This window comes from Chromobacterium violaceum ATCC 12472 (genome assembly GCF_000007705.1).
Taxonomy (GTDB): Bacteria; Pseudomonadota; Gammaproteobacteria; order Burkholderiales; family Chromobacteriaceae; genus Chromobacterium; species Chromobacterium violaceum.
Genome location: NC_005085.1, coordinates 2,331,949 through 2,353,803, shown reverse-complemented (window position 1 = coordinate 2,353,803; position 21,855 = coordinate 2,331,949). Strand labels below are relative to the sequence as shown.

At 63.8% G+C, this 21,855-nt stretch carries 25 protein-coding genes, 1 other RNA gene and 1 pseudogene; 11 read left to right on the top strand and 16 right to left on the bottom strand.

Translation table 11 applies throughout. The features are described 5' to 3' along the window. Positions 1–15: 15 nt before the first annotated feature. Together CV_RS10670 and trpE are read left to right on the top strand one after the other, a co-directional pair. Positions 16–684, top strand: a complete 669-nt coding sequence (locus CV_RS10670; protein ID WP_011135728.1) for a phosphoglycolate phosphatase — start codon at positions 16–18, stop codon at positions 682–684. 129 nt (positions 685–813) lie between these two features. Further along, positions 814–2,280 (top strand): anthranilate synthase component I, encoded by a 1,467-nt coding sequence (trpE, locus tag CV_RS10665; protein ID WP_011135727.1) that lies wholly within the window; start codon positions 814–816, stop codon positions 2,278–2,280. 37 nt (positions 2,281–2,317) lie between these two features. Here the strand turns inward: trpE and CV_RS10660 are convergent, their stop codons facing one another. Next, positions 2,318–3,520 (bottom strand): MFS transporter, encoded by a 1,203-nt coding sequence (locus CV_RS10660; protein ID WP_011135726.1) that lies wholly within the window; start codon positions 3,518–3,520, stop codon positions 2,318–2,320. Between the two features lie 65 nt (positions 3,521–3,585). Next, the gene (locus CV_RS10655; protein WP_011135725.1) at positions 3,586–4,338 is read right to left on the bottom strand and encodes an SDR family oxidoreductase; all 753 of its coding nucleotides are present in this window, start codon (positions 4,336–4,338) and stop codon (positions 3,586–3,588) included. A 93-nt stretch (positions 4,339–4,431) separates the two neighbouring features. Here CV_RS10655 and CV_RS10650 point away from each other — a divergent pair, with 93 nt between their 5' ends. From CV_RS10650 to prmB, 6 genes are all read left to right on the top strand, one after another. Then, positions 4,432–4,782 carry a winged helix-turn-helix transcriptional regulator gene (locus tag CV_RS10650; protein ID WP_043596036.1) on the top strand — a complete coding sequence of 117 codons (351 nt, stop codon included), beginning with the start codon at positions 4,432–4,434 and terminating at the stop codon, positions 4,780–4,782. Between the two features lie 400 nt (positions 4,783–5,182). Next, positions 5,183–5,752: an aminodeoxychorismate/anthranilate synthase component II gene (locus CV_RS10645; protein WP_011135723.1), complete on the top strand. Its 570-nt coding sequence runs from the start codon at positions 5,183–5,185 to the stop codon at positions 5,750–5,752. Continuing rightward, complete coding sequence (locus CV_RS10640; RefSeq protein WP_011135722.1) at positions 5,752–6,138, top strand: lysozyme inhibitor LprI family protein; 387 nt, start codon at positions 5,752–5,754, stop codon at positions 6,136–6,138. Before CV_RS10645 ends, CV_RS10640 begins: the two co-directional genes overlap by 1 nt. A gap of 12 nt (positions 6,139–6,150) precedes the next feature. Next, positions 6,151–7,179, top strand: a complete 1,029-nt coding sequence (gene trpD, locus CV_RS10635) for an anthranilate phosphoribosyltransferase (protein ID WP_011135721.1) — start codon at positions 6,151–6,153, stop codon at positions 7,177–7,179. A gap of 57 nt (positions 7,180–7,236) precedes the next feature. Continuing rightward, positions 7,237–8,613, top strand: a complete 1,377-nt coding sequence (locus tag CV_RS10630; RefSeq protein WP_011135720.1) for a phosphomannomutase/phosphoglucomutase — start codon at positions 7,237–7,239, stop codon at positions 8,611–8,613. 88 nt (positions 8,614–8,701) lie between these two features. Next, on the top strand, positions 8,702–9,604 hold the full coding sequence (prmB, locus tag CV_RS10625) for a 50S ribosomal protein L3 N(5)-glutamine methyltransferase (protein ID WP_011135719.1): 903 nt from the start codon (positions 8,702–8,704) through the stop codon (positions 9,602–9,604). A 113-nt stretch (positions 9,605–9,717) separates the two neighbouring features. Here the strand turns inward: prmB and CV_RS10620 are convergent, their stop codons facing one another. After that, a complete protein-coding gene (locus tag CV_RS10620) occupies positions 9,718–10,638 on the bottom strand; it encodes a LysR family transcriptional regulator (RefSeq protein WP_011135718.1) in 921 nt (306 codons plus the stop codon). A gap of 115 nt (positions 10,639–10,753) precedes the next feature. Here CV_RS10620 and leuC point away from each other — a divergent pair, with 115 nt between their 5' ends. From leuC to CV_RS10605, 3 genes are all read left to right on the top strand, one after another. Next, positions 10,754–12,184, top strand: coding sequence for a 3-isopropylmalate dehydratase large subunit (gene leuC, locus CV_RS10615; protein WP_011135717.1), 1,431 nt, complete (start codon positions 10,754–10,756; stop codon positions 12,182–12,184). Next, the gene (gene leuD, locus CV_RS10610) at positions 12,181–12,819 is read left to right on the top strand and encodes a 3-isopropylmalate dehydratase small subunit (protein ID WP_011135716.1); all 639 of its coding nucleotides are present in this window, start codon (positions 12,181–12,183) and stop codon (positions 12,817–12,819) included. Before leuC ends, leuD begins: the two co-directional genes overlap by 4 nt. A gap of 62 nt (positions 12,820–12,881) precedes the next feature. Beyond that, on the top strand, positions 12,882–14,204 hold the full coding sequence (locus CV_RS10605) for a 2-hydroxycarboxylate transporter family protein (protein WP_011135715.1): 1,323 nt from the start codon (positions 12,882–12,884) through the stop codon (positions 14,202–14,204). 71 nt (positions 14,205–14,275) lie between these two features. On the opposite strand, the pseudogene CV_RS22875 reads toward CV_RS10605, so the two are convergent. The 13 genes and pseudogenes from CV_RS22875 to CV_RS10545 form a co-directional block, all read right to left on the bottom strand. Then, a pseudogene (locus tag CV_RS22875) lies at positions 14,276–14,500 on the bottom strand (DUF2269 family protein); the annotation flags it as partial. 141 nt (positions 14,501–14,641) lie between these two features. Then, a complete protein-coding gene (locus CV_RS10595; protein WP_011135713.1) occupies positions 14,642–14,995 on the bottom strand; it encodes a Mor transcription activator family protein in 354 nt (117 codons plus the stop codon). Further along, complete coding sequence (locus CV_RS10590) at positions 14,992–15,594, bottom strand: gp16 family protein (RefSeq protein ID WP_011135712.1); 603 nt, start codon at positions 15,592–15,594, stop codon at positions 14,992–14,994. Before CV_RS10590 ends, CV_RS10595 begins: the two co-directional genes overlap by 4 nt. After that, positions 15,595–15,669: hammerhead ribozyme type II (locus CV_RS22870), an RNA gene on the bottom strand. Continuing rightward, positions 15,669–15,941, bottom strand: a complete 273-nt coding sequence (locus CV_RS10585; RefSeq protein WP_011135711.1) for an HU family DNA-binding protein — start codon at positions 15,939–15,941, stop codon at positions 15,669–15,671. Before CV_RS10585 ends, CV_RS22870 begins: the two co-directional genes overlap by 1 nt. Before the next feature lie 46 nt (positions 15,942–15,987). Then, positions 15,988–16,209 (bottom strand): hypothetical protein, encoded by a 222-nt coding sequence (locus CV_RS10580; protein WP_011135710.1) that lies wholly within the window; start codon positions 16,207–16,209, stop codon positions 15,988–15,990. 1 nt (position 16,210) lies between these two features. Beyond that, positions 16,211–16,822, bottom strand: coding sequence for a DUF3164 family protein (locus CV_RS10575; RefSeq protein WP_011135709.1), 612 nt, complete (start codon positions 16,820–16,822; stop codon positions 16,211–16,213). Next, positions 16,819–17,190: a hypothetical protein gene (locus tag CV_RS10570; RefSeq protein ID WP_011135708.1), complete on the bottom strand. Its 372-nt coding sequence runs from the start codon at positions 17,188–17,190 to the stop codon at positions 16,819–16,821. The genes CV_RS10575 and CV_RS10570 overlap by 4 nt, the downstream gene beginning before the upstream one ends. Then, on the bottom strand, positions 17,184–17,516 hold the full coding sequence (locus CV_RS10565; RefSeq protein ID WP_011135707.1) for a hypothetical protein: 333 nt from the start codon (positions 17,514–17,516) through the stop codon (positions 17,184–17,186). The genes CV_RS10570 and CV_RS10565 overlap by 7 nt, the downstream gene beginning before the upstream one ends. Before the next feature lie 30 nt (positions 17,517–17,546). Next, on the bottom strand, positions 17,547–17,852 hold the full coding sequence (locus CV_RS10560) for a hypothetical protein (RefSeq protein WP_011135706.1): 306 nt from the start codon (positions 17,850–17,852) through the stop codon (positions 17,547–17,549). Position 17,853: 1 nt separating this feature from the next. Next, positions 17,854–19,050, bottom strand: coding sequence for an ExeA family protein (locus CV_RS10555; protein ID WP_011135705.1), 1,197 nt, complete (start codon positions 19,048–19,050; stop codon positions 17,854–17,856). A gap of 11 nt (positions 19,051–19,061) precedes the next feature. Beyond that, the gene (locus CV_RS10550; protein ID WP_011135704.1) at positions 19,062–20,849 is read right to left on the bottom strand and encodes a DDE-type integrase/transposase/recombinase; all 1,788 of its coding nucleotides are present in this window, start codon (positions 20,847–20,849) and stop codon (positions 19,062–19,064) included. An 11-nt stretch (positions 20,850–20,860) separates the two neighbouring features. After that, positions 20,861–21,853, bottom strand: a complete 993-nt coding sequence (locus tag CV_RS10545) for a hypothetical protein (RefSeq protein WP_011135703.1) — start codon at positions 21,851–21,853, stop codon at positions 20,861–20,863. Positions 21,854–21,855: the final 2 nt, after the last annotated feature.

The window sequence follows — 21,855 nt, the reverse complement described above, 5'->3', positions numbered from 1 at the left end:
CAACAAAGCAGACACATGAATCTCAAGCACATCAAAGCCGTCGCCTTCGACCTGGACGGCACTCTGGTCGACTCCATTCCCGATCTGGCCAATGCCGCCAACGCGATGCGCGAGCATCTGGGCCTGCCGCCGCTGGATCCCGAACGGATCAAGAGCCACGTCGGCGACGGCATCGCCAGCCTGGTCCACCGCGCCATCACCGACGAGCGCCACGCCGAGGCCGACGGCCCGCTGTGGGAGCGCGGCTATCGCTTCTTCGTCCAGCGCTACCGTGAACATCTGGCCGACCACACCACCGTCTACCCCGGCGTGCGCGACGGCCTGGGCCTGTTGCGCGCGCTTCAGCTGCCGCTGGTCATGATCACCAACAAATCCGAACGCCTGGCCGTGCCGCTGGCCGAGCAGCTGGGCCTGCGCGACCATTTCAGCCTGATCGTCGGCGGCGACACGCTGCCGGAGAAGAAGCCGTCGGCTCTGCCGCTGCTGCATTGCTGCCAGGTGCTGGGCATCCAGCCGCAGGAACTGGCGATGGTGGGCGACTCCGCCAATGACGTGGCCGCCGCCCGCGCCGCCGGCTGCGCGGCCATCGCCGTCGGCTACGGCTACGCCGACGCGTCCACGCTGGGCGCGGACCTGACGGTAAACAGTATTGCCGAGCTCTACGATTTGATGAAGAATGGCTAAAGCCCTGCAACCCTGAAGGAACTCGAACGCCCATGGCCTTTCTTCCCTGCCCCGCCAGCTGGCGATGGCGTCGCCCGGTCCCCGCCCCGCACGACTCCGCCCACACTGACAAGACACAGGAAGAACCACATGCAAGCGCAAGAGTTTGACCAACTGGCCGCCGCCGGCTACAACCGCATCCCCGTCACCCAGGAACTGCTGGCCGATCTGGACAGCCCGCTGTCCATCTATCTGAAGCTGGCCAACCAGCCGTACAGCTACCTGCTGGAATCGGTGGTGGGCGGCGAGCGCCACGGCCGCTACTCCATCATCGGCCTGCCGGCCGACACCCGGCTGCGCGTCAACGGCCAGCGGGTGCAGGTGGAATGCGGCGACAAGGTGATAGAACGCCACGACGGCGACCCGCTGGCCTTCATCGAGGCGTTCCAGCACCGTTTCCGTATCCCCGAGCTGCCCGGCCTGCCGCGCTACTCCGGCGGCCTGGTCGGCTATTTCGGCTACGACACCATACGCTACATTGAACGCCGCCTCGCCGACGTTCAGAAACCCGACCCGGTGGGCACACCGGACATCCTGCTGATGCTGTCGGAAGAGATCGCCGTGGTCGACAACCTGTCCGGCAAGCTCTACCTGGTGGTCTACGCCGACCCCGAGGTGCCCAACGCGCTGCAGAAAGCGAAAGCGCGGCTGGCCCAGCTTCGCGCCAAGCTGCGCGAGCCGCTGGCCATCCCGCTGTCGCTGCCCCAGCCGCACGAGGGCGAGGCGGTGTCGGAATACGGCGAGGAGGCGTTCAAGCAGGCGGTGGCGTCCTGTCAGCGCTACATCCACGACGGCGACATCATGCAGGTGGTGCTGGCCCAGCGCATGCAGCAGCCTTACCACGGCTCGCCGATCGCGCTGTACCGCGCGCTGCGCAACCTCAACCCGTCGCCGTACATGTTCTTCTACCACTTCGACGACTTCCACGTGGTGGGCGCTTCGCCGGAAATCCTGGTGCGGCGCGAAGGCGAAACCGTGACCGTGCGTCCGATCGCCGGCACCCGCCCGCGCGGCCACACCCGCGAGCAGGATGAGGCGCTGGCGGCCGAGCTGCTGGCCGACCCCAAGGAAATCGCCGAACACGTGATGCTGATGGACCTGGGCCGCAACGACGTCGGCCGCGTCGCCGACATCGGCACGGTGAAGATCACCGACAACATGGCGATCGAGCGCTACTCGCACGTGATGCACATCGTGTCCAACGTGGAAGGCCAGGTGGACCGCAAGATCAGCAATATCGACGTGATCAAGGCCACCTTCCCCGCCGGCACGCTGTCCGGCGCGCCCAAGGTGCGGGCGATGCAGATCATCGACGAGTTCGAGCCGACCAAGCGCGGCGTCTACGGCGGCGCGGTGGGTTACCTCGGCTTCAACGGCGACATGGACCTCGCCATCGCCATCCGCACCGCGGTGCTGAAGAACGGCATGCTCTACGTGCAGTCCGGCGCCGGCGTCGTCGCCGACTCGGTGCCGCAATCGGAATGGCAGGAAACGCAGAACAAGGCGCGCGCGGTGCTGCGCGCCGCGCAGATGGTGCGGGACGGCCTGGACGCCTGAGCCTCCGTCACATGAAACGCCGGCCGCTGCCGGCGTTTCATGCCGCCAGATCCCTGCCCACCTGCCAGGACAAAGGCAGGGTCAATAACAGGAAGGCGGCCAGCGCCAGCATCGCGACAGGCACGCCGGCCACGTCGCCCAGACGGCCGAACAGCACCGGCGACAGCGCGCCGCCGCCTATCGTGCCGGTGTAGAACAAGGCGAACGCGTGCTCGCGGCCGCTGGCGTCGGCCAGTTCCGGCACCGTGCCGTACAGCACCGACGAAGTGCCGTTCAGCGCCAGACCCAGCAGCGGCAACATCGCCATCATGCCAAGCAAAGGCAGCGCCAGGCCCGCCGCGATCAGCAAGGCCGTCAGACCTTCGGTCAGCCACACCGTCCTCACCATGCCGATGCGCGCGCCCAAGTAGCCGCAGAACAGCTTGCCGAACGCGCCGCCGACGAATAACAGCGACAGGGCCAGGCCGATGCCCGCCGCGCCCGCGCCCTTGCTCTTCAACAGGAAGGGCAAAAACGTCAGAAAGCCCATCCTCGCCGCGCTGTCTATCGCGCCGGTGGCCAGCAAGGCGCGCAAACCGCCCCTTGAACCTCGCCCCGCCGCGCGCGCCGCCGATGTCCCCGAGGCGGCCGGCAAGCGCGCCGGCGCCCATCGCCACAACAGCGCCGCGGCAAGCAAGCCAAGCAGCCCCATCAGGCTGACGCTGAGCCGCCAGCTCGCCACCGTCAGCAGCAGGCCGGTCAATGCTGGGATCAAGGTCTTGCCGATGTCGCCGGCGAAATTGTATTGCGCTAGCGCCTGCCGCGAGCCTCCCCCCGCCTCGTGGCTGTCCGCCACCAGCGAGGACGCCAGCGGATGCTGGACGCTGGCGCCCAGGCCTCCCAGCGTCAGCGCCAGCAACAGAACCGCCAGGCCGCCAGCCTGCCCGGCCAGCAGATAGGCCGCGCCGGCCAGCGCGGTGCCGCCCACCAGCATGCGCTTGCGCCCCCAGCGCTTCGCCAGCCGGCTGGCCAGCAGCTGGAAACCGGCCATCGCCCCGGAATAGGCGCCGCGCAGCAAACCTACCATCGCGTAGCCGATGCCGAACTGCGCCTGCCAGATGGGCAGCAACACGTAGACCAGGTCGGTCAGGCCGTCATGAACTGCGTGGGCGCCGCCGGCGGCCAGCAGCGAGCGGCGGCGCAGCCGCGCGTCTTCGCTTGCGGCCTCGGCGCGCAGAACGGCGGATTTCGGATCATTCATCGGATGACGCTTCCATTTCAATGCGGACCATTCTAGCGCCGCGAAACACAAACGTCATAAACAATTCACACGTTGCCGACGCCGCCATCGACCAATAGCTCGCTGCCCAGCATGTAGCTGGACTCGTCCGAAGCCAGGAACACCGCCGCCTTCGCCAACTCCTCCGGCCGTCCCAGCCTGCCCAGCGGCACCAGCTTGCGAATCCGGTCCCGCAGCGCCGGCAATTCGTCTTCCGGCATGCCCAGCTTGCCGAAAGCCGGGGTGTGCGTCGGTCCCGGCGACAGGCCGTTGACGCGGATGCCGCGATCCAGCCACTCGGCCGACAGCGTGCGCGCCAGCGACAGCAGGCCGGCCTTGCTGGCCGCGTAGGCGCTGCTGGACGGAACGCCTATCCTGGCGCCGACCGAGCCGCACAGAATCACGGAACTGGGGTTGGCCAGCAGCGGCGACAAGGCCTGCAGCAGGAAGAACGGGCCTTTCAGATTGACAGCCATCACCCGGTCGAAGTCCGCCTCGCTCCAATCCGCCAGCGGCAGATGGGTGACATCGCCGGCATTCAGGTATGCCGCGTCCAGCCGGCTCCAACCGTGGCTGCGCAGCTGCGCCGGCAGCGCGCGCTGGTCGTCCAGGCTGCCTGCGTCGCTCTTCAGCAGCAACGCGCGGCCGCCCAAAACCTCGTTCGCCTGCGCGAGGCCCGCCTCGCTGCGCCCAGTGATTGCCACTTTTGCGCCCTCGGCCAGGAACTGCTTGGCGGTTTCCAGCCCTATGCCGCTGGTGCCGCCGGTGATCAAAGCCTGTTTGCCTTCAAGCCGCCGCATGTCGTTCTCCTTGGATTGACTATCGAAGCGGCTACTTTATGGCCAGTGGTATGTAATGTATAGTAGGTACCAAATTGATACTAATGAACGATCATGACTGTGGAAAACCAGCAGGAAACCATGGCCGCAAGCCACTGCCCTATGCTGCGGTTCGTCGATCTGATCGCAGGCAAATGGGCGATCCCCATCCTCTACCGCCTGATCGTGCTGGACCGCCCGGTGCGCTTCGGCGAGCTGCAGCGCGCGGTCGGCGTCATCACCCAGAAGGAGTTGACCCGCCAGCTGCGCGCCTTCGAGCAGCGCGGCCTGGTGCAGCGCACGGTGTACGCCGAAGTGCCGCCCCGCGTCGAGTACCGGATCACCGCGCTGGGCAGCACGCTGCAGCAGCCGCTGCAGCAGCTGGCGGGATGGATGGAGCGCTATGGCGGCCAATTGCGCGGCTAAGCATGCCGTCAATCGTCCTCCCGCTCGGACAGCAGCGCCAGGTGCTGGCGATGAGGCCGTCGCGGTTTTGCCAGAGCCTCGCCATGCGTCACGCCGACCAACGGTATCGGATAGCCAGGCGTTCTCACCGCCACCGGCATCCTGCCGGCGCCAGCCGAAACGCAGCGCGAAGCGGCGTATGAAAACCATGCCCAGGGGTGACGGCGACCGGGGACTATGGGGTATAGTGTTGGCATCCTCAACCCGAACTAAAGCAATCGTTGGCCATGCGATGGCGCGCCATTTCGATGCGCAGTCAATCCGACTTAAATGACCAGCTTGCCGTGACCCTGGCGCTTGGAACCCATCGCCAGCGCGATAGACCAAATAGATTCCGCAAGATATTTGATTTAGGTGAAAAATGCTCCTCGTTATAGATAACTACGATTCCTTCACCTACAACCTGGTGCAGTATTTCGGCGAGCTGGGCCAGGACGTGAAGGTGTTCCGCAACGATGAAATCACGCTGCAGCAGATCGAAGAACTGAAGCCGCAATACCTGGTGGTCTCCCCCGGCCCCTGCACGCCCAACGAGGCGGGCGTGTCGGTTCCGGCCATCCTGCACTTTGCCGGCAAGCTGCCCATCATGGGCGTATGCCTGGGCCACCAGGGCATAGGCCAAGCCTTCGGCGGCAAGGTCGTCCACGCCAAGCAGCTGATGCACGGCAAGGTGTCGCCGGTCAGCCACCTGGACAAAGGCATGTTCCGCGGCCTGCCCAATCCGGTCACCTGCACCCGCTACCATTCGCTGGTGATCGAGCGCGAAACGCTGCCGGACTGCCTGGAAGTCACCGCCTGGACCGACGACGGCGAAATCATGGGCGTGCGCCACAAGACGCTGCCGATCGAGGGCGTGCAGTTCCACCCGGAATCCATTCTCACCGAGCACGGCCACCGCATGCTGGACAACTTCCTGAAGGAATTCGCCTGATGCGACTGAGGCCGCTGCTGATCGGCGTCCTGCTGGCCGCTCCCGCCTGGTCCGGCGCGCTGGAAGACTGCACGCGAAGCCAGGCCGACACCCCCGCCATCGCCGCCTGCCTGCAGCAACGGCACGCAGAGGCGGGGCGCCAGCTGGCCGCCCAGGAAGACAAAGCGCTGGATGCGATGCGCAAGCTGGACGGCGCCACCGACGGCCGTTTCCACGCCGCGCGCGAGCTGCGCCGCTCCCGCCAGGCGTACCGGGACTATCGCCGCCAGCATTGCGACTGGGTCGAGGCCAGCTACGCCAGCGGCAACGGCGCCGGCCGCGCCCGCCTGGCCTGCGAAATCGACCTCGACACGCAAAGGCTGGCCGACCTGGCCGGCCACAGCTGATAGGAAACCCTCATGATCACCCCGCAAGCGGCGCTGAATCGCCTGATCGACGGCAACGAGCTGTTTTATGACGAAATGCTGGCGCTGATGCGCCAGATCATGCGCGGCGAACTGTCGCCGGCGCAGACGGCGGCCATCCTGATCGGGCTCCGGGTCAAGGTGGAGTCGGTGTCGGAAATCGCCGCCGCCGCCACCGTGATGCGAGAGTTCGCCACCCACGTGCCGGTGTCCGACCGCCGCCACCTGGTGGACACTTGCGGCACCGGCGGCGACAAATCCCACACCTTCAACATCTCCACCACCTCGGCCTTCGTCGCCGCGGCGGCCGGCGCCCGCGTGGCCAAGCACGGCGGCCGCTCGGTATCGTCCAGCTCCGGCAGCGCCGACGTGCTGGAACTGCTGGGGGTCAATCTGCAACTGACGCCGGAACAGGTCGGGCAATGCCTGGACGAGATCGGCCTGGGCTTCATGTTCGCGCCCAACCATCACAGCGCGATGAAGCACGTGGCGCCGATCCGCAAGGAACTGGGCGCCCGCACCATCTTCAATATCCTGGGTCCGCTGACCAATCCGGCGGCTGCCGACCACCAGTTGATGGGCGTGTTCCACCCCGATCTGGTAGGCATACAATCCCGCGTGCTCAAGATGCTGGGCAGCCGGCATGTGATGATCGTCCACGGCTGCGACGGCCTGGACGAATTGACACTATCCGGCCCCAGCATGGTGGCGGAACTCAAGAATGGCGAGATACTGGAATACGAATTGGAGCCGGGCGAATTCGGCTTCCCGCTCTGCGAGCTGAAGGACTTGCGCGCCGACACCGCCGCGCAGTCCCGCGACCGGCTGCTGGCGGTGCTGGATGGCCAGCCCGGCCCCGCCCGCGACATCGTGCTGCTCAATGCCGGCGCGGCGATTTACACCGCCGATATCGCCCCAAGCCTGGCTGACGGTGTTACCATGGCGCGCGAGGCCTTGGACAGCGGCAAGGCCAAACAGAAACTGCAGCAGCTGATCGCCTTGAGCCGAAAGCTCGGCGGCTGAATTCCCTGCGGGGCGGCGCACCTCCGCCCCCCAATCTCATATCGCGTCAGAACCATCATGAACAAAATATCCAAAGACATCTTCAAGGCGTATGACATCCGCGGCATCGTCGGCAAGACCCTGACCGCCGCCGTCGCTCGGCAAATCGGCCAAGCCGTGGCTTCGGAAGCCATTGACCGCAAGGTCAAGGCCATCGTGATCGGCCGCGACGGCCGCCTGTCCGGCCCCGAATTGAGCGAGGCGCTGGCTGAAGGCATCCGCGCCGCCGGCGTCGACGTGATCGACGTCGGCCGCGTCGCCACGCCCATGCTGTACTTCGCCGCCCATCAGCTGGGCACCCTGTCCGGCGTGATGGTGACCGGCAGCCACAATCCGCCCGACTACAACGGCTTCAAGATGATGCTGGCCGGCGACACGCTGGCCGGCGACGACATCCAGGCGCTTTACCAGCGCATCGTCGATGGCCGGCTCGCCGAGGGCGAAGGCGGCTATCGCACCGAAGACATCGCGGAAGCCTACCTGGAGCGCATCACCTCCGACATCAAGCTTGAGCGTCCGCTGAACATCGTGGTGGACAGCGGCAACGGCGTGGCCGGCGCCTTCGGCCCGCTGCTGTACCGCCGCCTGGGCTGCAAGGTGCGCGAGCTGTTCTGCGACGTGGACGGCAATTTCCCCAACCACCACCCGGACCCGGCCAAGCCGGAAAACCTGAAAGACCTGATCGAGGCGCTGCAGAAAACCGACGCCGAGATCGGCCTGGCCTTCGACGGCGACGGCGACCGCCTGGGCGTGGTGACCAAGGACGGCAACATCATCTGGCCGGATCGCCAGCTGATGCTGTACGCCGCCGACGTGCTGGACCGCAATCCCAAGGCCAAGGTGATCTTCGACGTCAAATCCACCCGGCTGCTCAAGCCCTGGATCAAGAAGAACGGCGGCGTGCCGGTAATGGCGCGCACCGGCCACAGCTTCATCAAGGCCAAGATCAAGGAAACCGGCGCGCTGCTGGCCGGCGAGATGAGCGGCCACGTGTTCTTCAAGGAACGCTGGTACGGCTTCGACGACGGCATCTACACTGGCGCCCGCCTGCTGGAAGTGCTGTCCCGCGTCGAGGATCCCAGCGAGCTCTTGAACGCGCTGCCCAACGCCGTCTCCACGCCAGAACTGAACCTGAAGATGGCCAAGGAGGGCGAGAACCACGCGCTGATCTCCAGGCTGCAGGAGTCCGCCAGCTTTGACGGCGCCGAGGAAGTGAACACGCTGGACGGCCTGCGCGTCGAGTACAAGGACGGCTTCGGCCTGGCCCGCGCATCCAATACCACGCCGGTGATCGTGCTGCGCTTCGAGGCCGACACCGAGGAGGCGCTGGAACGCATCAAGGGCGATTTCCGCCGCGTGCTGGCCACCGCCACCGACGCCAAGCTGCCGTTCTAAGCTTGCCGCGACCGGCGTTCGTTTGCAGATAGCTGTCAGGGGACATGGTGCATCCATGTCCCCGTTGCATTGAATTGAAAGGAAATCCATGTACCAACTGGCCGCCAGCCACTTCACCACCGCGCGCGACCTGCTGCGCTTCGCCGTATCGCGCTTCAACGAGGCCGAACTGACCTACGGCCACGGCACCCACAACGCGCACGACGAAGCCGCCTACTTGATTCTGTCCGCGCTGCAACTGCCGATCGACACGCTGGATCCGTACCTGGACGCCAGGCTGCTGCCGGAAGAAGTGGAGCGCGTGGTGGAGCTGATCCGCCGCCGCGCCGAGGACAAGGTCCCGGTCGCCTACCTGACCAACGAAGCCTGGCAGGGCGAGTTCAACTTCTACGTCGACGAACGCGTGCTGGTGCCGCGTTCCTTCATCTACGAGCTGCTGGGCGAACCGCTGGCGCCGTGGATCGAACATCCGGAACTGGTGCATCGCGCGCTGGACCTGTGCACCGGCTCCGGCTGCCTGGCCATCCAGCTGGCCAGCCACTACCCGGACGCCGAGGTCGACGCCGTCGACATCTCGCTGGACGCGCTGGAGGTGGCGGCGGTCAATGTCGAGCATTACGGCCTGCAGGACCGCATCAACCTGATCCACACCGACATGTTCGAGGGACTGGAGGAAAAGTACGACCTGATCATCTCCAACCCGCCCTATGTCGACGCCGAATCGGTGGAAGAACTGCCGGAAGAGTACCTGCACGAGCCGGAAATCGCGCTCGGCTCCGGCGAGGACGGCCTGGACGCCACCCGCGAGATCCTGCGCCGCGCGCCGGAATTCCTCAACGAGCGCGGCGTGCTGCTGGTGGAGATCGGCCACAACCGCGACATGCTGGAAGAATGCTTCCCCACCCTGCCCTTCATGTGGATGGAGACGCAGAGCGGCGACGGCTTCGTCTTCCTGCTGACCCGCGAAGACATCGTCAGCGCCGGCATCTAAACAGACAGCAAAGCCGCCAACAACGTTGGCGGCTATTTTTATCATCTATTCCTATCTTTCCGGCCTCATCGATAAGAGCCAAATCACCCAGGTCAATGCGGCTTTGCCGAGCGCTACCAGCGACTCTTGCCCTCCGCTCTGGGCCGGTATGGCTCAAAATGCTTGTCCAGATGGCTGACGAACGCCCGCACTTTCGCCGACAGGTTGCTCTTCATCGGATAGACCGCGTGAATGTCGGCGGGCGGAAACCGCCAGTCGCCGAGCACTTCGCGCAATCGGCCCGAGCGCAGATAGGGCGCGACATTCCACTCCGAGCGCAGCAATATCCCCAAGCCCCGCAACGCCCAGTCGACAGCCACTTCTCCATCGTTGGTCGACACCGTCCCTCGAACCTTCACATTGGCTTGCGCGGCTCCCGAGTAAAGATGCCACGCGCCATAGGTTTCATCGCTTTCCCGGATCACGATGCAACGGTGGCGCTGCAGATCCATCGGAGACGCCGGGATGCCGAAACGCTCCAGATAGCCCGGCGACGCGCATAACAGGCGGCGATTGCAGGCGATCTTCCTGGATGTGAGACGCGCATCGGGCAGGTCGCCGAAGCGGATGCAGACATCGAATCCGTCCTCGATCAGATTGACCGGGCGGTCGGACAGGGACAGCTGAACGTCGACATCGGGATGAAGCTCGACAAAATCCGCTATCGCCGGGGCGATGAACTGGCGGCCGAAGCCGAAGGTCGCATTGACCCGCAACAGCCCCTTCGGGACGGAGTGCGCGCTGGCCAGCCTTTGCTCCAATTCCTCCAGCTCCCCAAGAATCTTTTTCCCCTCCGCCAGATACAGCTCGCCTTCATACGTAACGGCCGCCCGTCTCGTCGTGCGGTTCAACAGCCGGATGCCGAGCCGCACCTCGAGATTGGCCAGGCGCCGGCTGACGGCGGCTGTCGATACGCCAAGCTCCTGCGCCGCGCCGGACAGCGTGCCCGCCTTGACCACTTCCATGAAAAAAGCCACATCGGATACCGAGCTCATTTTTGCATTCAAGTTAAAAACAGTTTGATATTTCCATTATTGTACAAAAATCTGCAATCCAATAATTTGCCTCCCAAGGAAGCCTCCGCGCTTTCAGGCTCATCGGGAGACAAGAGTGACCGCATTGCAAACCCCACCCCAAACGCTGTACCAGAAACTGGTCGAGACCCACACGGTGGCGCGTCTGGATTCGCAGAACGTGCTGCTGTACGCCGATCTGCACATCATGAACGAGTACACCAGCCCGCAAGCCTTCGCCGGGCTGGCGGAAGCCGGCCGCACAGTCTTGCAGCCCGGCCAGAACGTATCCGTGGTCGACCACATCATCCCGACCCACCCCGTGGCGATCCGCATCATCGAGGAGCCGAATTCGGCATTGCAGGCCTCGAACCTGAAGAAGAATTGCGAGCGCCACGGCATCCCGCTTTTCGACGCCAACAACCGTTTTCAAGGCATCGAACATGTCATCGCGCCGGAACTGGGCATGATTCGTCCCGGCATGGTCGTCCTCTGCGGCGACAGCCACACCACGACCTATGGCGCGCTGGGGGCCTTGGGCTTCGGCATCGGCACCTCCGAAGTCGAACACGTATTGGCGACCCAGACCCTGGTGTATCGCCTGGCGCCAACCATGCGCATCCATGTAGCCGGCCGCTTGCCGCTCGGCACCACCGCCAAGGACCTGATCCTGCTGATCATCAACCGGATCGGCGCGCACGGCGCGCGCGGCTACGCGGTTGAGTTCTGCGGCGAAGCCATTGAAGCGTTGACGATAGAAGCGCGGATGACCTTGTGCAATATGGCGGTCGAGGCCGGCGCCCGCGGCGCGCTCATCGCGCCGGATGCGCTGACGCTGGAATACGTCGCCCGTCATTGTCCGGACTTGGCCGGCGCGACGCTGGACGCCGCGAAGGCGGACTGGCGCGCCCTGCGCAGCGACGACGGCGCCCCATTCGACCTGAAGCTTGAATTCCAGGCCGGCGACGTCGAGCCCTATGTGACATGGGGCACCAGCCCCGACCAATCCATTCCGATCAGCGGCCGCATCCCCGTCGCCGCGTCAGCGCCGGAGGGGCCTGAGCGGCTCACCATGCAGCGGGCGCTGCGCTACACCGGCCTGGCCGAAGGCGCCCAATTGGAAGGCTTGCCCATCCAGCGCGTCTTCATCGGCTCTTGCACCAATGCCCGCATCGAGGACTTGCGCGCCGTCGCGGACATCGTGCGCGGACGAAGCGTGGCGCCTTCGGTGCGCGCCATGATCGTGCCGGGCTCAGGCGAGGTGCGCCGCCAGGCCGAACAGGAAGGCCTGGCTCAGCTCTTCATCGAAGCCGGCTTTGAATGGCGTCAACCTGGCTGTTCCCTATGCCTGGCCATGAATGACGACGTGCTCAACCCCGGCGAGCGATGCGCCTCCACCACCAACCGCAATTTCGAAGGCCGCCAAGGCCGGGATGCGATCACCCACCTGATGAGCCCCGCCATGGCCGCCGCTGCCGCCGTCGCCGGCTGCATCACCGACGTTCGCAAACTGGGAGTCCGCGCATGACCATTCATACCCGAATCGAAGGCATGGCCGCGCCGCTGCCGGTCAGCAATCTGGACACCGACCAGATCATGCCGAAGCAATTCCTGCGCCGCATCGACAAGGCGGGCTTGGCCGAAGGCCTGCTATACGACATGCGCTTCGGCCCGGATGGAAAGCCCCGCCCGGAATTCGTTCTCAATCGGCCGGAATACGCCGCGGCCAGGATACTGGTCGCCGGTCCCAACTTCGGTTGCGGCTCCAGCCGCGAGCATGCGGTCTGGGGCCTGATGCAATACGGCATCCAAGCGGTGATCGCGCCAAGCTTCGGCGAGATTTTCTATTCGAACGCGATGAACAACAGCCTGATGCTGGTGGCGCTGGCCGAGGCCGATGTCGGGACCATTCTCGCCGACGTCTCCGCGCCGGAAAACAGCTGGATCACGATCGATGTCGCATCCATGACGGTGCGAAGCAAAAGTCTGACGGCGTCTTTCTCGCTGTCCGAACGCCATCGCCGGATGTTCCTCGAAGGCCTGGACATGATAGGCGCGACCTTGGCCATGCAAGACCAAATCCATGCTTTCGCCGCCAGACATTGGCAGCAGCGGCCCTGGCTGAAAGACATCGCATCCATGACAAAAAACCGTTTGGCGTAAGCGGGCGCCCTGCCGGGCCACCAGCCCGGCGGCGCCGTCACGCCCTATCAGAGGAGACAAAAATGCATATAGAGGAAACCGTTAGCAAGCCGCCGGCAGGCAATGGGCCATGGAGCAAATTGATGGCCATGCGCGTCGGACCGCTGCCCTTGCCGCTCTATTTGTCGCTCGCCGCCATTGCAGTCGCCGCCGCCATCGCGCATCGCCTGCCGAACGACCTGATCGGCGGCCTGGCCGTCATGATGCTGTCCGGCTTTCTGCTGGGCGAGCTAGGCAAGAGGATTCCCGTGCTCAAGCATATCGGCGGCTCGGCCATTCTCTGCCTGTTTGTCCCCTCGGCATTGCTGGGATACAAGCTATTCGACCCCGACATGCTGAAAGCGCTGGCCATGGCGATGAAGACCGCCAATCTGCAATACCTCTACATTGCCTGTCTGGTGGTCGGCAGCATTCTCGGCATGAACCACAAGGTTTTGGTGCAGGGCTTTTTGCGGATGTTCATCCCGCTGCTGGTGGGAACGCTGGGCGCCGTCGCCGCCGGCATGCTTGTCGGCCTATTGTCCGGCTACACCCCTGGGCACACCTTCTTCTACATCATCATTCCCATTTTGGGCGGTGGCATCGGCGAGGGCATTCTGCCGCTCTCCATCGGCTATTCCGAAATGACCCGAATCCCGCAGGCTCAAATTGTCGCCACACTGATTCCCGCGGCGCTGATCGGCAATGTCGTCGCCATCCTGCTGGCCGGCCTGCTCAATTTTTATGGCAAGAAGCGCCCGCGATTCAGCGGCAATGGCATGCTGGTCAAAACCGGGGAGGATCGGGAATGGCTGGCCGCGCAACATGAAGCGCCGATCAATTTGAGCTTGATGGGAAGCGGCTTGCTGCTCACCTGTTCTTTTTTCACCCTGGGGTCTTTATTTGCCCCGATTACCGGCATCCCGGGGCCGATCCTGATGATTATCACCGCCGCCCTGGTCAAGGTGAGCAAGGTGATGCCGGCGCAGATGGAGCTGGGCGCCTACCAGATGTACCAATTCATGACGAGCAATCTGACATACGCCATCCTGGTTGGGCTGGGCACCCTATTCGTGCCATGGAACCAGATGGTGGCTTCCGTCACCCCCGGGTATGTTCTGCTCTGCGCGGCGATCGTGCTGGCCATGGTGGCCAGCGGCTTCGGCATCGGCCTGTTGCTGAAGATGTATCCGGTGGAATCGGCCATTGTCGCCGCCTGCCATAGCGGCCTGGGCGGCACCGGCGACGTGGCGATCCTGTCGGCCGCCAACCGGATGGAAATGATGCCCTTCGCGCAAATCTCGACCCGTATCGGCGGGGCGTCAATGATCGTTCTGGCCACACTGCTGATGAAGCTTCTCCACTAGCCATCAAGAGACCGTGGCCGCCCTCTTCCAGCAGCGCAGAAAAGCCTCGCTCCCGGTCTCTTGCCGCACGCTCACGACCAGTCCGGCTTCAACACCATCAGAAAATACACCGCCAGCATCGCGCAGAAGGCCGGATAGCCCAGGCACTCCCAAATCCGCGCGAAACGCCAGTAGCGCGCCGGCAGCGCCTGCCCGGCCTCCGCCGCGTCGCGGGCCATGCCCGCCATCCGGATCTGCAGCCATACAACCGGCAGCCAGCACACGCCGGCAAATAAAAACAAGCCCAGCGCCCAAACATGAGGGGGTGAGAGATAAACCCACCAAGTAGTAACGTGATAATCGGGAACAGCTGGGATGATACGGGAAGAGGATGGACGGCGGTCTGAAAATCTATTTCACGTATTGCAAAGGGTGGTGAGCCGGTTGGCCCACCACTTTCAGCTGAACATATCGCCCTGGCGACTCTCCATTTCCTCACGCCGGACAGCCTTCACTATCTTGTAAATCCACTGCAGGCTGACACCGTACTTGCGCGCCAAGTCGCCGTGGTTGTCTCCGGTGAATTCCTCGAATATCTTCCGGTCCCGTTTCGACAACCTGACCGACAGTCCCATCGGGAAATAGATGTTCTGGCCTCCCCAGTGCGCGGCCATCCGGTTGGCGATCTCGCTGCCCAGCTGCTCACCGATCTCGCGTTCAATGCTGGCCAGCTCCTGCAGAGCCTCGGCGATGTGGTCGGCCAGGTCGGACAGCAGCTCAGGGCCTTTGCTGCGGGTATGGATGGGCTTCATGCTTCCTCCTTCGCCTTGAGGATGGCGGTCAGGCTTTCCCAGGCGCTCAACATCGGGTCGAACGTTTTACGCGCCATGGCCGTATTCATCAGCTGATTCAGTTCACTGCACTGCGCGGCGGTCAGTGGCAGCTGCTTCACTTCGGTCGCCAGCTTCTGCACCAGATCGGGCAGTGAACGCATCGCCCACTTCTTCAGCGATTCGATCACCTGCTCCAGTTGGTCGCCGGCCAGCCATTGCATGGCGTCCCGGCCAGTAATCCGCTTCACATACGAAGCCAGGGCGCTCTCGGCCGGGTTCTTGACCACACCAATCTGATGCAGAAACAGCCAGAGCGCGCGTATCTTCTTGTGCTGCTCGTCCTGGGCCAGCGGGCGCGATTGAGTGGTGGGCTGTCCTTTGGAACGCACCTTGAATCCGCTGCGCTTCAGGTATTCCAACACCTGGTTCAGCTCTGGAACGGTCAGGTCAGCCGCGGATGCCTGTCTTCCAATCCGCTGCAGAATAGCGCGGTAGCTGTCGTCATCCAGAGCCAGCTCGCGCTTGGCTACGTGGATCAGGCGGATCAGTCGCTGTCGGTCTTGAGTCTTTGCGTTCATCGTTGGCTGCTCATCAGTACCCGGCAACCACGCCGGGCAGACCGCGCACATATTTCAATGTGCGCGGTTTCGCTTTACGCGGCGGCGTCCTTCAGCGCCTTGGCTGGGGAGAACTTGGGCGCGCGCTTGGCTGCGATCTGGATGGTCTCGCCGGTTTTCGGATTGCGGCCGGTCTTGGCTGCGCGCTGGGTGGTGCCAAACTTGCCGAGGTCGGAGATCGCCAGCTCGCCCCCCGCCCGCACGGTGTCGAGCACCGCAGTGGTCAGCGCGTTGAGAACGGATTCGGCTTGCTTGTTGGTGACATCCGCGTGGGCGGCCAGGTGTTTGATCAGGTCTTGCTTGGTCATGGTTTGCTCCTTGCTGGTGAAAGAAATTGTCAAAGCGGCGTAGTGTTTAATCCGCTCGCACATCGATTGCGGTCTCTTTGGCCTCCCGCAACAGCTGAGCGATTGGCTGTACGTGCGTTCCTGCGATCATGGCCATCACAACTGAGCGACCATCGGCCAGCTCCATTTCCACGATGTCGAACTGGTTGTTGACCGTAGCCTCAGCCTCTTCAAATACCTCTAGCAGCGTGGTTTGGTCCCACTCAAACAGGTTGGTCAGCTTGCCCATCTCACACCCCCGCCAAATCCAGCCGAACGGCTTCGAACTTGCCAGTGCCTTCGCTACGCCGTTCGATTCGGACATAGGCCTTGGAACACTGCACCCGCACCGATTCCGACAGCGCGCGCATCGCGCGTTGCCACTTCTCGTCCTGGATATCGAGCCGGCGCAAGCCCAGCACTCGGCCGGTCGAGATGTTGCCGGCCTTGTCGACCTGAAATGCGTCAGAGATGAGCGCCTTCACCTCCGGTCGCGCATCCTCAGTCCACTCTTGGACGCACTCATCGATCAACGCCTTTGCAGCCAGCAACCCTTCGTCGAAGGTCAGCGTGTCAGCAATGGCCCTCAGTACGCGGGTATTGCCGTCAAAGCTGGTCAAGGTGACGTTACCCTTTTCGCCGCCCACATCAGCCTTGTAACGCTCGGCCGATAGCGCCACGAATGCGTCGATGTCGGCGAACAAGCCGGCCTTGAATTGGGCCAGTTGGTCTTGCATGGCCACAGCTTTCTGCAGTGCCTCGGCGACAAACTCGTCGCGGGCGATGTCTATCGGCTTGATGATGTTGATCGGCACCAGCCGGCCTTTTCCGTCTTGCTTGTACCCTTCGGGGATAGCGTTCATTCCTCACTCCTCAGTCCTACCAATCGTTTCACCTTGGCCAACTCGGCCCGGTTTCTTTCCAGCCACTCCGGCGTCAGCGGCACCTCATCTGCAGCCCGCCAAAATCGCCTGGGCGACAATGTCGGCGGCGGTTCCGGGCCGGGTATTTCTCCGGCGGACGCGGCCGGCGCCTCTGTCTCCGTCTCGGCCGGGGGCGATACTTCCGCCGCGGGAGCTACCTGGTACTGCTGCAGCTCGTCCTGATAGTCCAGCCAGACGATCCGCCTGGCCTCCTTGCGGCCAGTGCCCATCGCCACCAGCCGTTCCACCTCGTCGGCCAGACGCTGCTTGGTGGCAGCGTCCAGCTCGGGCACGGCTTGCTTCAGCATGCCGCCTGGGCCTGCAGCAGCTGGCGCTTGCCGTTGATCATCTGCCGCGCCATCCGGTACAACTGGCGCCACGCCGGGCGATTGGCCGGGGCGGACACCACCAGCATTTCCTGTTCCCACGCCGCGGTATCAAACGGCACGCTGGTATCGATCCGCTCCTCGCGCTCGAACTGCACCGAATAGATGTCCGCCACCAGCTCCAGGGCGGCCGGGCTGGAGCGAGTGATTTCGATGAAGCTGCGGCCGGCTGCCGAGGCGCGGGTGATGTTTTCTGAGGTGTATTGGGCAATGCGTTGCAATGAGGCCACTTCGTGATTCAGGTTCATGACTGGCTCCTTGAATTTTGAGTAACGGGGTCAGTTCCCCATCTCCGTCCACACAATCCGGCATCCGCCCAGCTCAAACTGCCCCTGGCGGTACGGGCCAAAGTAGGTGTCCCGGCCAAAGCTGAAGTACACGGCCTCGCCCTTTTCGATCATCCGGCGGCAGTTGCCGCAGGTTTGGATGGTGATGGTCGGCCGGGTCGGGGTGTTCAGCTCCACCGACACCACGGTGAAGTTGTTCTGGGTCAGCGCTTCTATCGCGTGGACCACCTTCATTGCACCCGTCATCATTTGGGCATTGAACGGTGGCCGCTTGGCCTGAATCGGGTTGGTTTGCATGTCACACCTCCCGCACTACGTCAGCCGTCACCAGCGGGGCGCCAATCTCGGCGGCCAGGTTCATGCATGCGGTCAGCAGATTCCCGATAGCCAACGGGTACAGCAGGGATACGGATTCCGGCCGGTCCAGGCGCTTGGTGTTGATGGTCAGCCTGGCGCGCAGCGCGTGGATGCCGCCTTCGTCAATCACCTCCGCTACCGGCTTGTTCAGCCGCTCCAGCTTGAACTTCAGGTACTCCTCCAGGCGTGCGCCTTCCAGCGGTGCCAGCTCCACCATTTCGCAGCGCTGCACCACCTCGCGCACTCCCGCATCGCGTTCGGACAGCTTCAGCTTCAGCTCCGGCTGGCCAATCAAGATGATGGACAGCAGCTTCTTGAAGCCCAGCTCCAGTTCGAAGAAGCGTTTCAGATGCTTGAGGGTGGCGATGGGCAGGGAGTGCGCCTCATCAATCACCAGGCAGTGGCGGTACCCTGCGGCATGGCTTTCGCGCAGCGCCTTGTGCAGTTGGGCGAAGCGAGCCTCGGGGCTGCTCTTCGGCTTCTCCAGCGGGGCCACGGCGGCCATGATGGCCTCAGCAATATGGGTTGACTTGAGTGTTTTGCCCTGCTTGTCGTTGTCCTCCATCGCCAACACGTAGGGCTTGATGATCTGGATCGGCTGGGTCTCGCGCTGAATGCGGTCTTCCAGGTCGCGCAGCAGCGTGGTCTTACCGGCGCCGGACTCCGCCACCACCGCCAGCAGACCGCCATGCTTGGCCGTCTGCAACATGGCTTCTCGCACGTAGCGGATGTCCGGGCTGATGAACATGTCCTCGTTGGACTGAATGGCGTCATCTGCAAATGGATCGCGGAACAAGCTGAAATGTTTGCGGGTGGCGGGCAACAAGGTCTGTTTGCGTAGTAACATGGTTTCCTCCTGGTTGGATTCCTGGTCGGTTTTCGTCTGGGAGACCGAGCGGGCCGCGTTCCCGCGCGGCTCGCTCACCTCTTCAAATGCGCCGTCGATGTCCCCATCGCTGGCGCCATGCGCCTGCAGATAGCGGCGGATGCTCTCCTGCAGGTCGGTTTCATCCAGGCTCTTGGGCCATTCGCCGTGATTGACGATCTGGGCCACGGTGGCCTGGGAAACATTCAAGTGCTCAGCCAGGTCAGCCTGCTTCCGGCCGACCTTTTGCAGCACGCTCTTCAGCTTCAACATGACTTGCTCCTTTATGCCGACTTCACTACGCGAAGCGGCGACTTGGTGCCCGCTGCCGGGCTGGTCAGCTCGGCCACCAGGGCGGCGAGCTGGTCTTCGGGTACGCCGGCCGGGTAGCGCTGGGCCAGCCATTGGAAACGGTTTTGCGTCCATTCGCCGCCAGCCGCGGTGACACGTTGCTTCAGTTGCTTGGCGGCCTCTATCAGGGTCAGCGGTGGGTATTCGATAGCCGGCGCGGCCAGCGCGTGTTCCGTGCCGCGGCGCGGCAGGTAGGCCGGCAGCTCGACGTCCTGCAGGTAGCTGTGGGTGTTCAGCGCGCCGTCGAACGGTGTCGCCTTCTTGGCTCGCGCGGCCTTGATCTCCTCCGCGTTCATGCCGGGGTAGGCTTGCCCATCCATGGCGCTGGCAGCATGTTCTATCGCGGTCTGCGGCATGGACTTGTACGCCTCGCCAATCACCGGGGCAGACAGCAGCTGGCCATAGGCGTCGTAGGCGCGCTCCGGCTCCACCTGGTAGACGCGGTCGGCGCCGTTGTAGACCGACACCGCCACCTGGATGGCGCAGTCGCCGAACACCATGGCGTTGACGCGCACTTCGTCCCCTACGTTGACCCCATCCAACCCACGCAGGCTGTAGGCGGCGGTGCGTTCGGCTTGCGGATGTTTGAACGAAACGGTCAGGTCTGGACGAACCTTGCGAATCTCTTCCTTGGCTGTCATGAACGCCTTGCACACTTCCACCGGGGGTAGCAACAGCAGCTGCTGCGGCTGAATCAGCTGCCACAGGTCTATGCGCGCAACCGGCTCGGCCAGGCCGGTACGGCGCAGCCGGGTATCCTGGCCGGGAATCAGGTTGGCATTCCAGGCCCGGCTCCAGGCTATGGCGGCGTGGTTCAGCTGTTCGATGCTTTCCACCGGCTCAAAGCGCAGCCGGCTCTCGAACTGGGTCTCGACGATGTTGTTGGCGCCTTCCACCCCGCCCTTGACGCGGGCCTGGCCGGCCTGGTGCTCCAGCGTTTCCACGCCCAGGGCGCGGCACAGGTTCTTGATGGCAGCCGAAGTGTTGGCGCTGCCCTTGTCCCATAGCAGGAAACGCGGCAGGCCCTGGAACAGCCGGCCCGGTTGTTCGCCCCAGGCGAACATCAGGAATTCGAACAGCTTGTGCTGGTTCTCGCCGGCCGACTCGCAGTACCAGGGCACGATCACGCCACTGGCCTTGTCGTACAGCACGTAGCGCCACACCTTGAACTTCACCTTGGCGAAGTTCTCCAGCTTGTTCTTGTAGAAGTCCCGGTCGCGCATGATGTGCTGCCGGCCCTTCAGGTAGTACACCAGGCACAGCGACGGGTCGATTTCGTGGGTGTGGTTGGGATGCGGCGCCCGCAGCGCCTGCACCGGGTCCGCGCAGCGCTGGGCGGCCACGTTCAGCTTGCGGTCGCGGATCAGTCGGTTCAGCTGGCTGTTGCTCACCTTCAGTTCAATGCCGTTTTGCTCCAGCATGCCGCGCGCGGTAGTCGTGAACAGCGTCTGCTTGCCGTTGTCGCGGATCGCCTCGCGCTGTACCGCGCCCAGCGTGACCAGCGCCTCCTCGGCCACCATGGTGCTGCCTTTGTCCGAGCGCGGCTTGCGGCCGGACTTCCAGCCCACCGCCTGTTTCAGCTGGCGGTAAACCGTCTGCGGGGACCAGCCCAGGAACACAGCCGCCTCTTGCACCAGCGCGGTCTGTTCGCCGTACCGCGCCGCATCCAGCTTGCCTGCCAGACCGCGCAAAACCTCGCGCACTTCCGGTGTCATGGACATAGCCGCCTCCCTTACGCCTCGCTGCCTTCGGTCAGGACGTTCCGCCTGGCGTCGTCAATGTCCGCGGCGAAGCGCCGGCTCAACTCGTCGCGCAACTCTGCCGCCAGCATGGCGGTGCGGGTGACGGAGTCGTCCAGGTGCAGCAGCACCGCGCGTACTGCTGGCGGCAGCGGCGCCGGCATTTCCGGGTCATAGTCGGGGGCCTGGGTGATTTCCGCAGTCAGCCAGGCGTCCAGCGCCTGCACCGCTTCCAGATGCTTGGCGATGGCGGCTTCCAGCACCGACTGCCGCTGGGTGATTTCCTGCTGGAACGGCGCCACGCGCTTGTCCCAGGGAGGCGTCTTCAACGGGTTGGAAAGTTTGGCCACTTCCTCGGTCAGCTGGTCGATCTTGCTGGTCTTGTCCTGCAGTACCCGCGACCGCGCTTCCAGATTCGCCTCGGCTTCCTCCACGCGCGCGGCCAGCGCCTCTTTCTCCTTGGCGTGCTTGGCGATGATCTCCTCGGCCAGTTCGACAAAGCTCTCTTTGTCGCCGGCCTTGGCCACTTCGATCAGCGCGGTCTTTTGGTCCTCCGGCAGCTTGCGGAACTGGCGCAGCTCGCGGTAGCCGATGCCCATGCGGGACATGCTTTCCAGGGCTTCTTCGCCGAAGGCGCGGAGGTTGGCGATGTCCTGGTTCGCCTTCTCATCCGAGACACCAAGCAAACCGCAAAACTCTTGCCACGTGCCCTGCAACTCCAAACCGTTTGGATTTTTCTTTCCTGCTAATGCCCGATACAGCTTGTTTTCCTTGACGTATGCAAGCTTGGAACTCCAAACCGTTTGGGAAAATTTGCCAAACGCTTCGGCCATCTGAGCCTGACCAAGCAACTGATTTACGAGGTCGCGTTCTTCGCCATAGTTGGCCTGAGCAATCGCCATCACATTCGCGGCATCTACTGCGTCCTGGCGCAGCTCAACGGCTGGGGCGATGTTGGGTGCTTCGGTAGATTTGGCACGTGCCATGT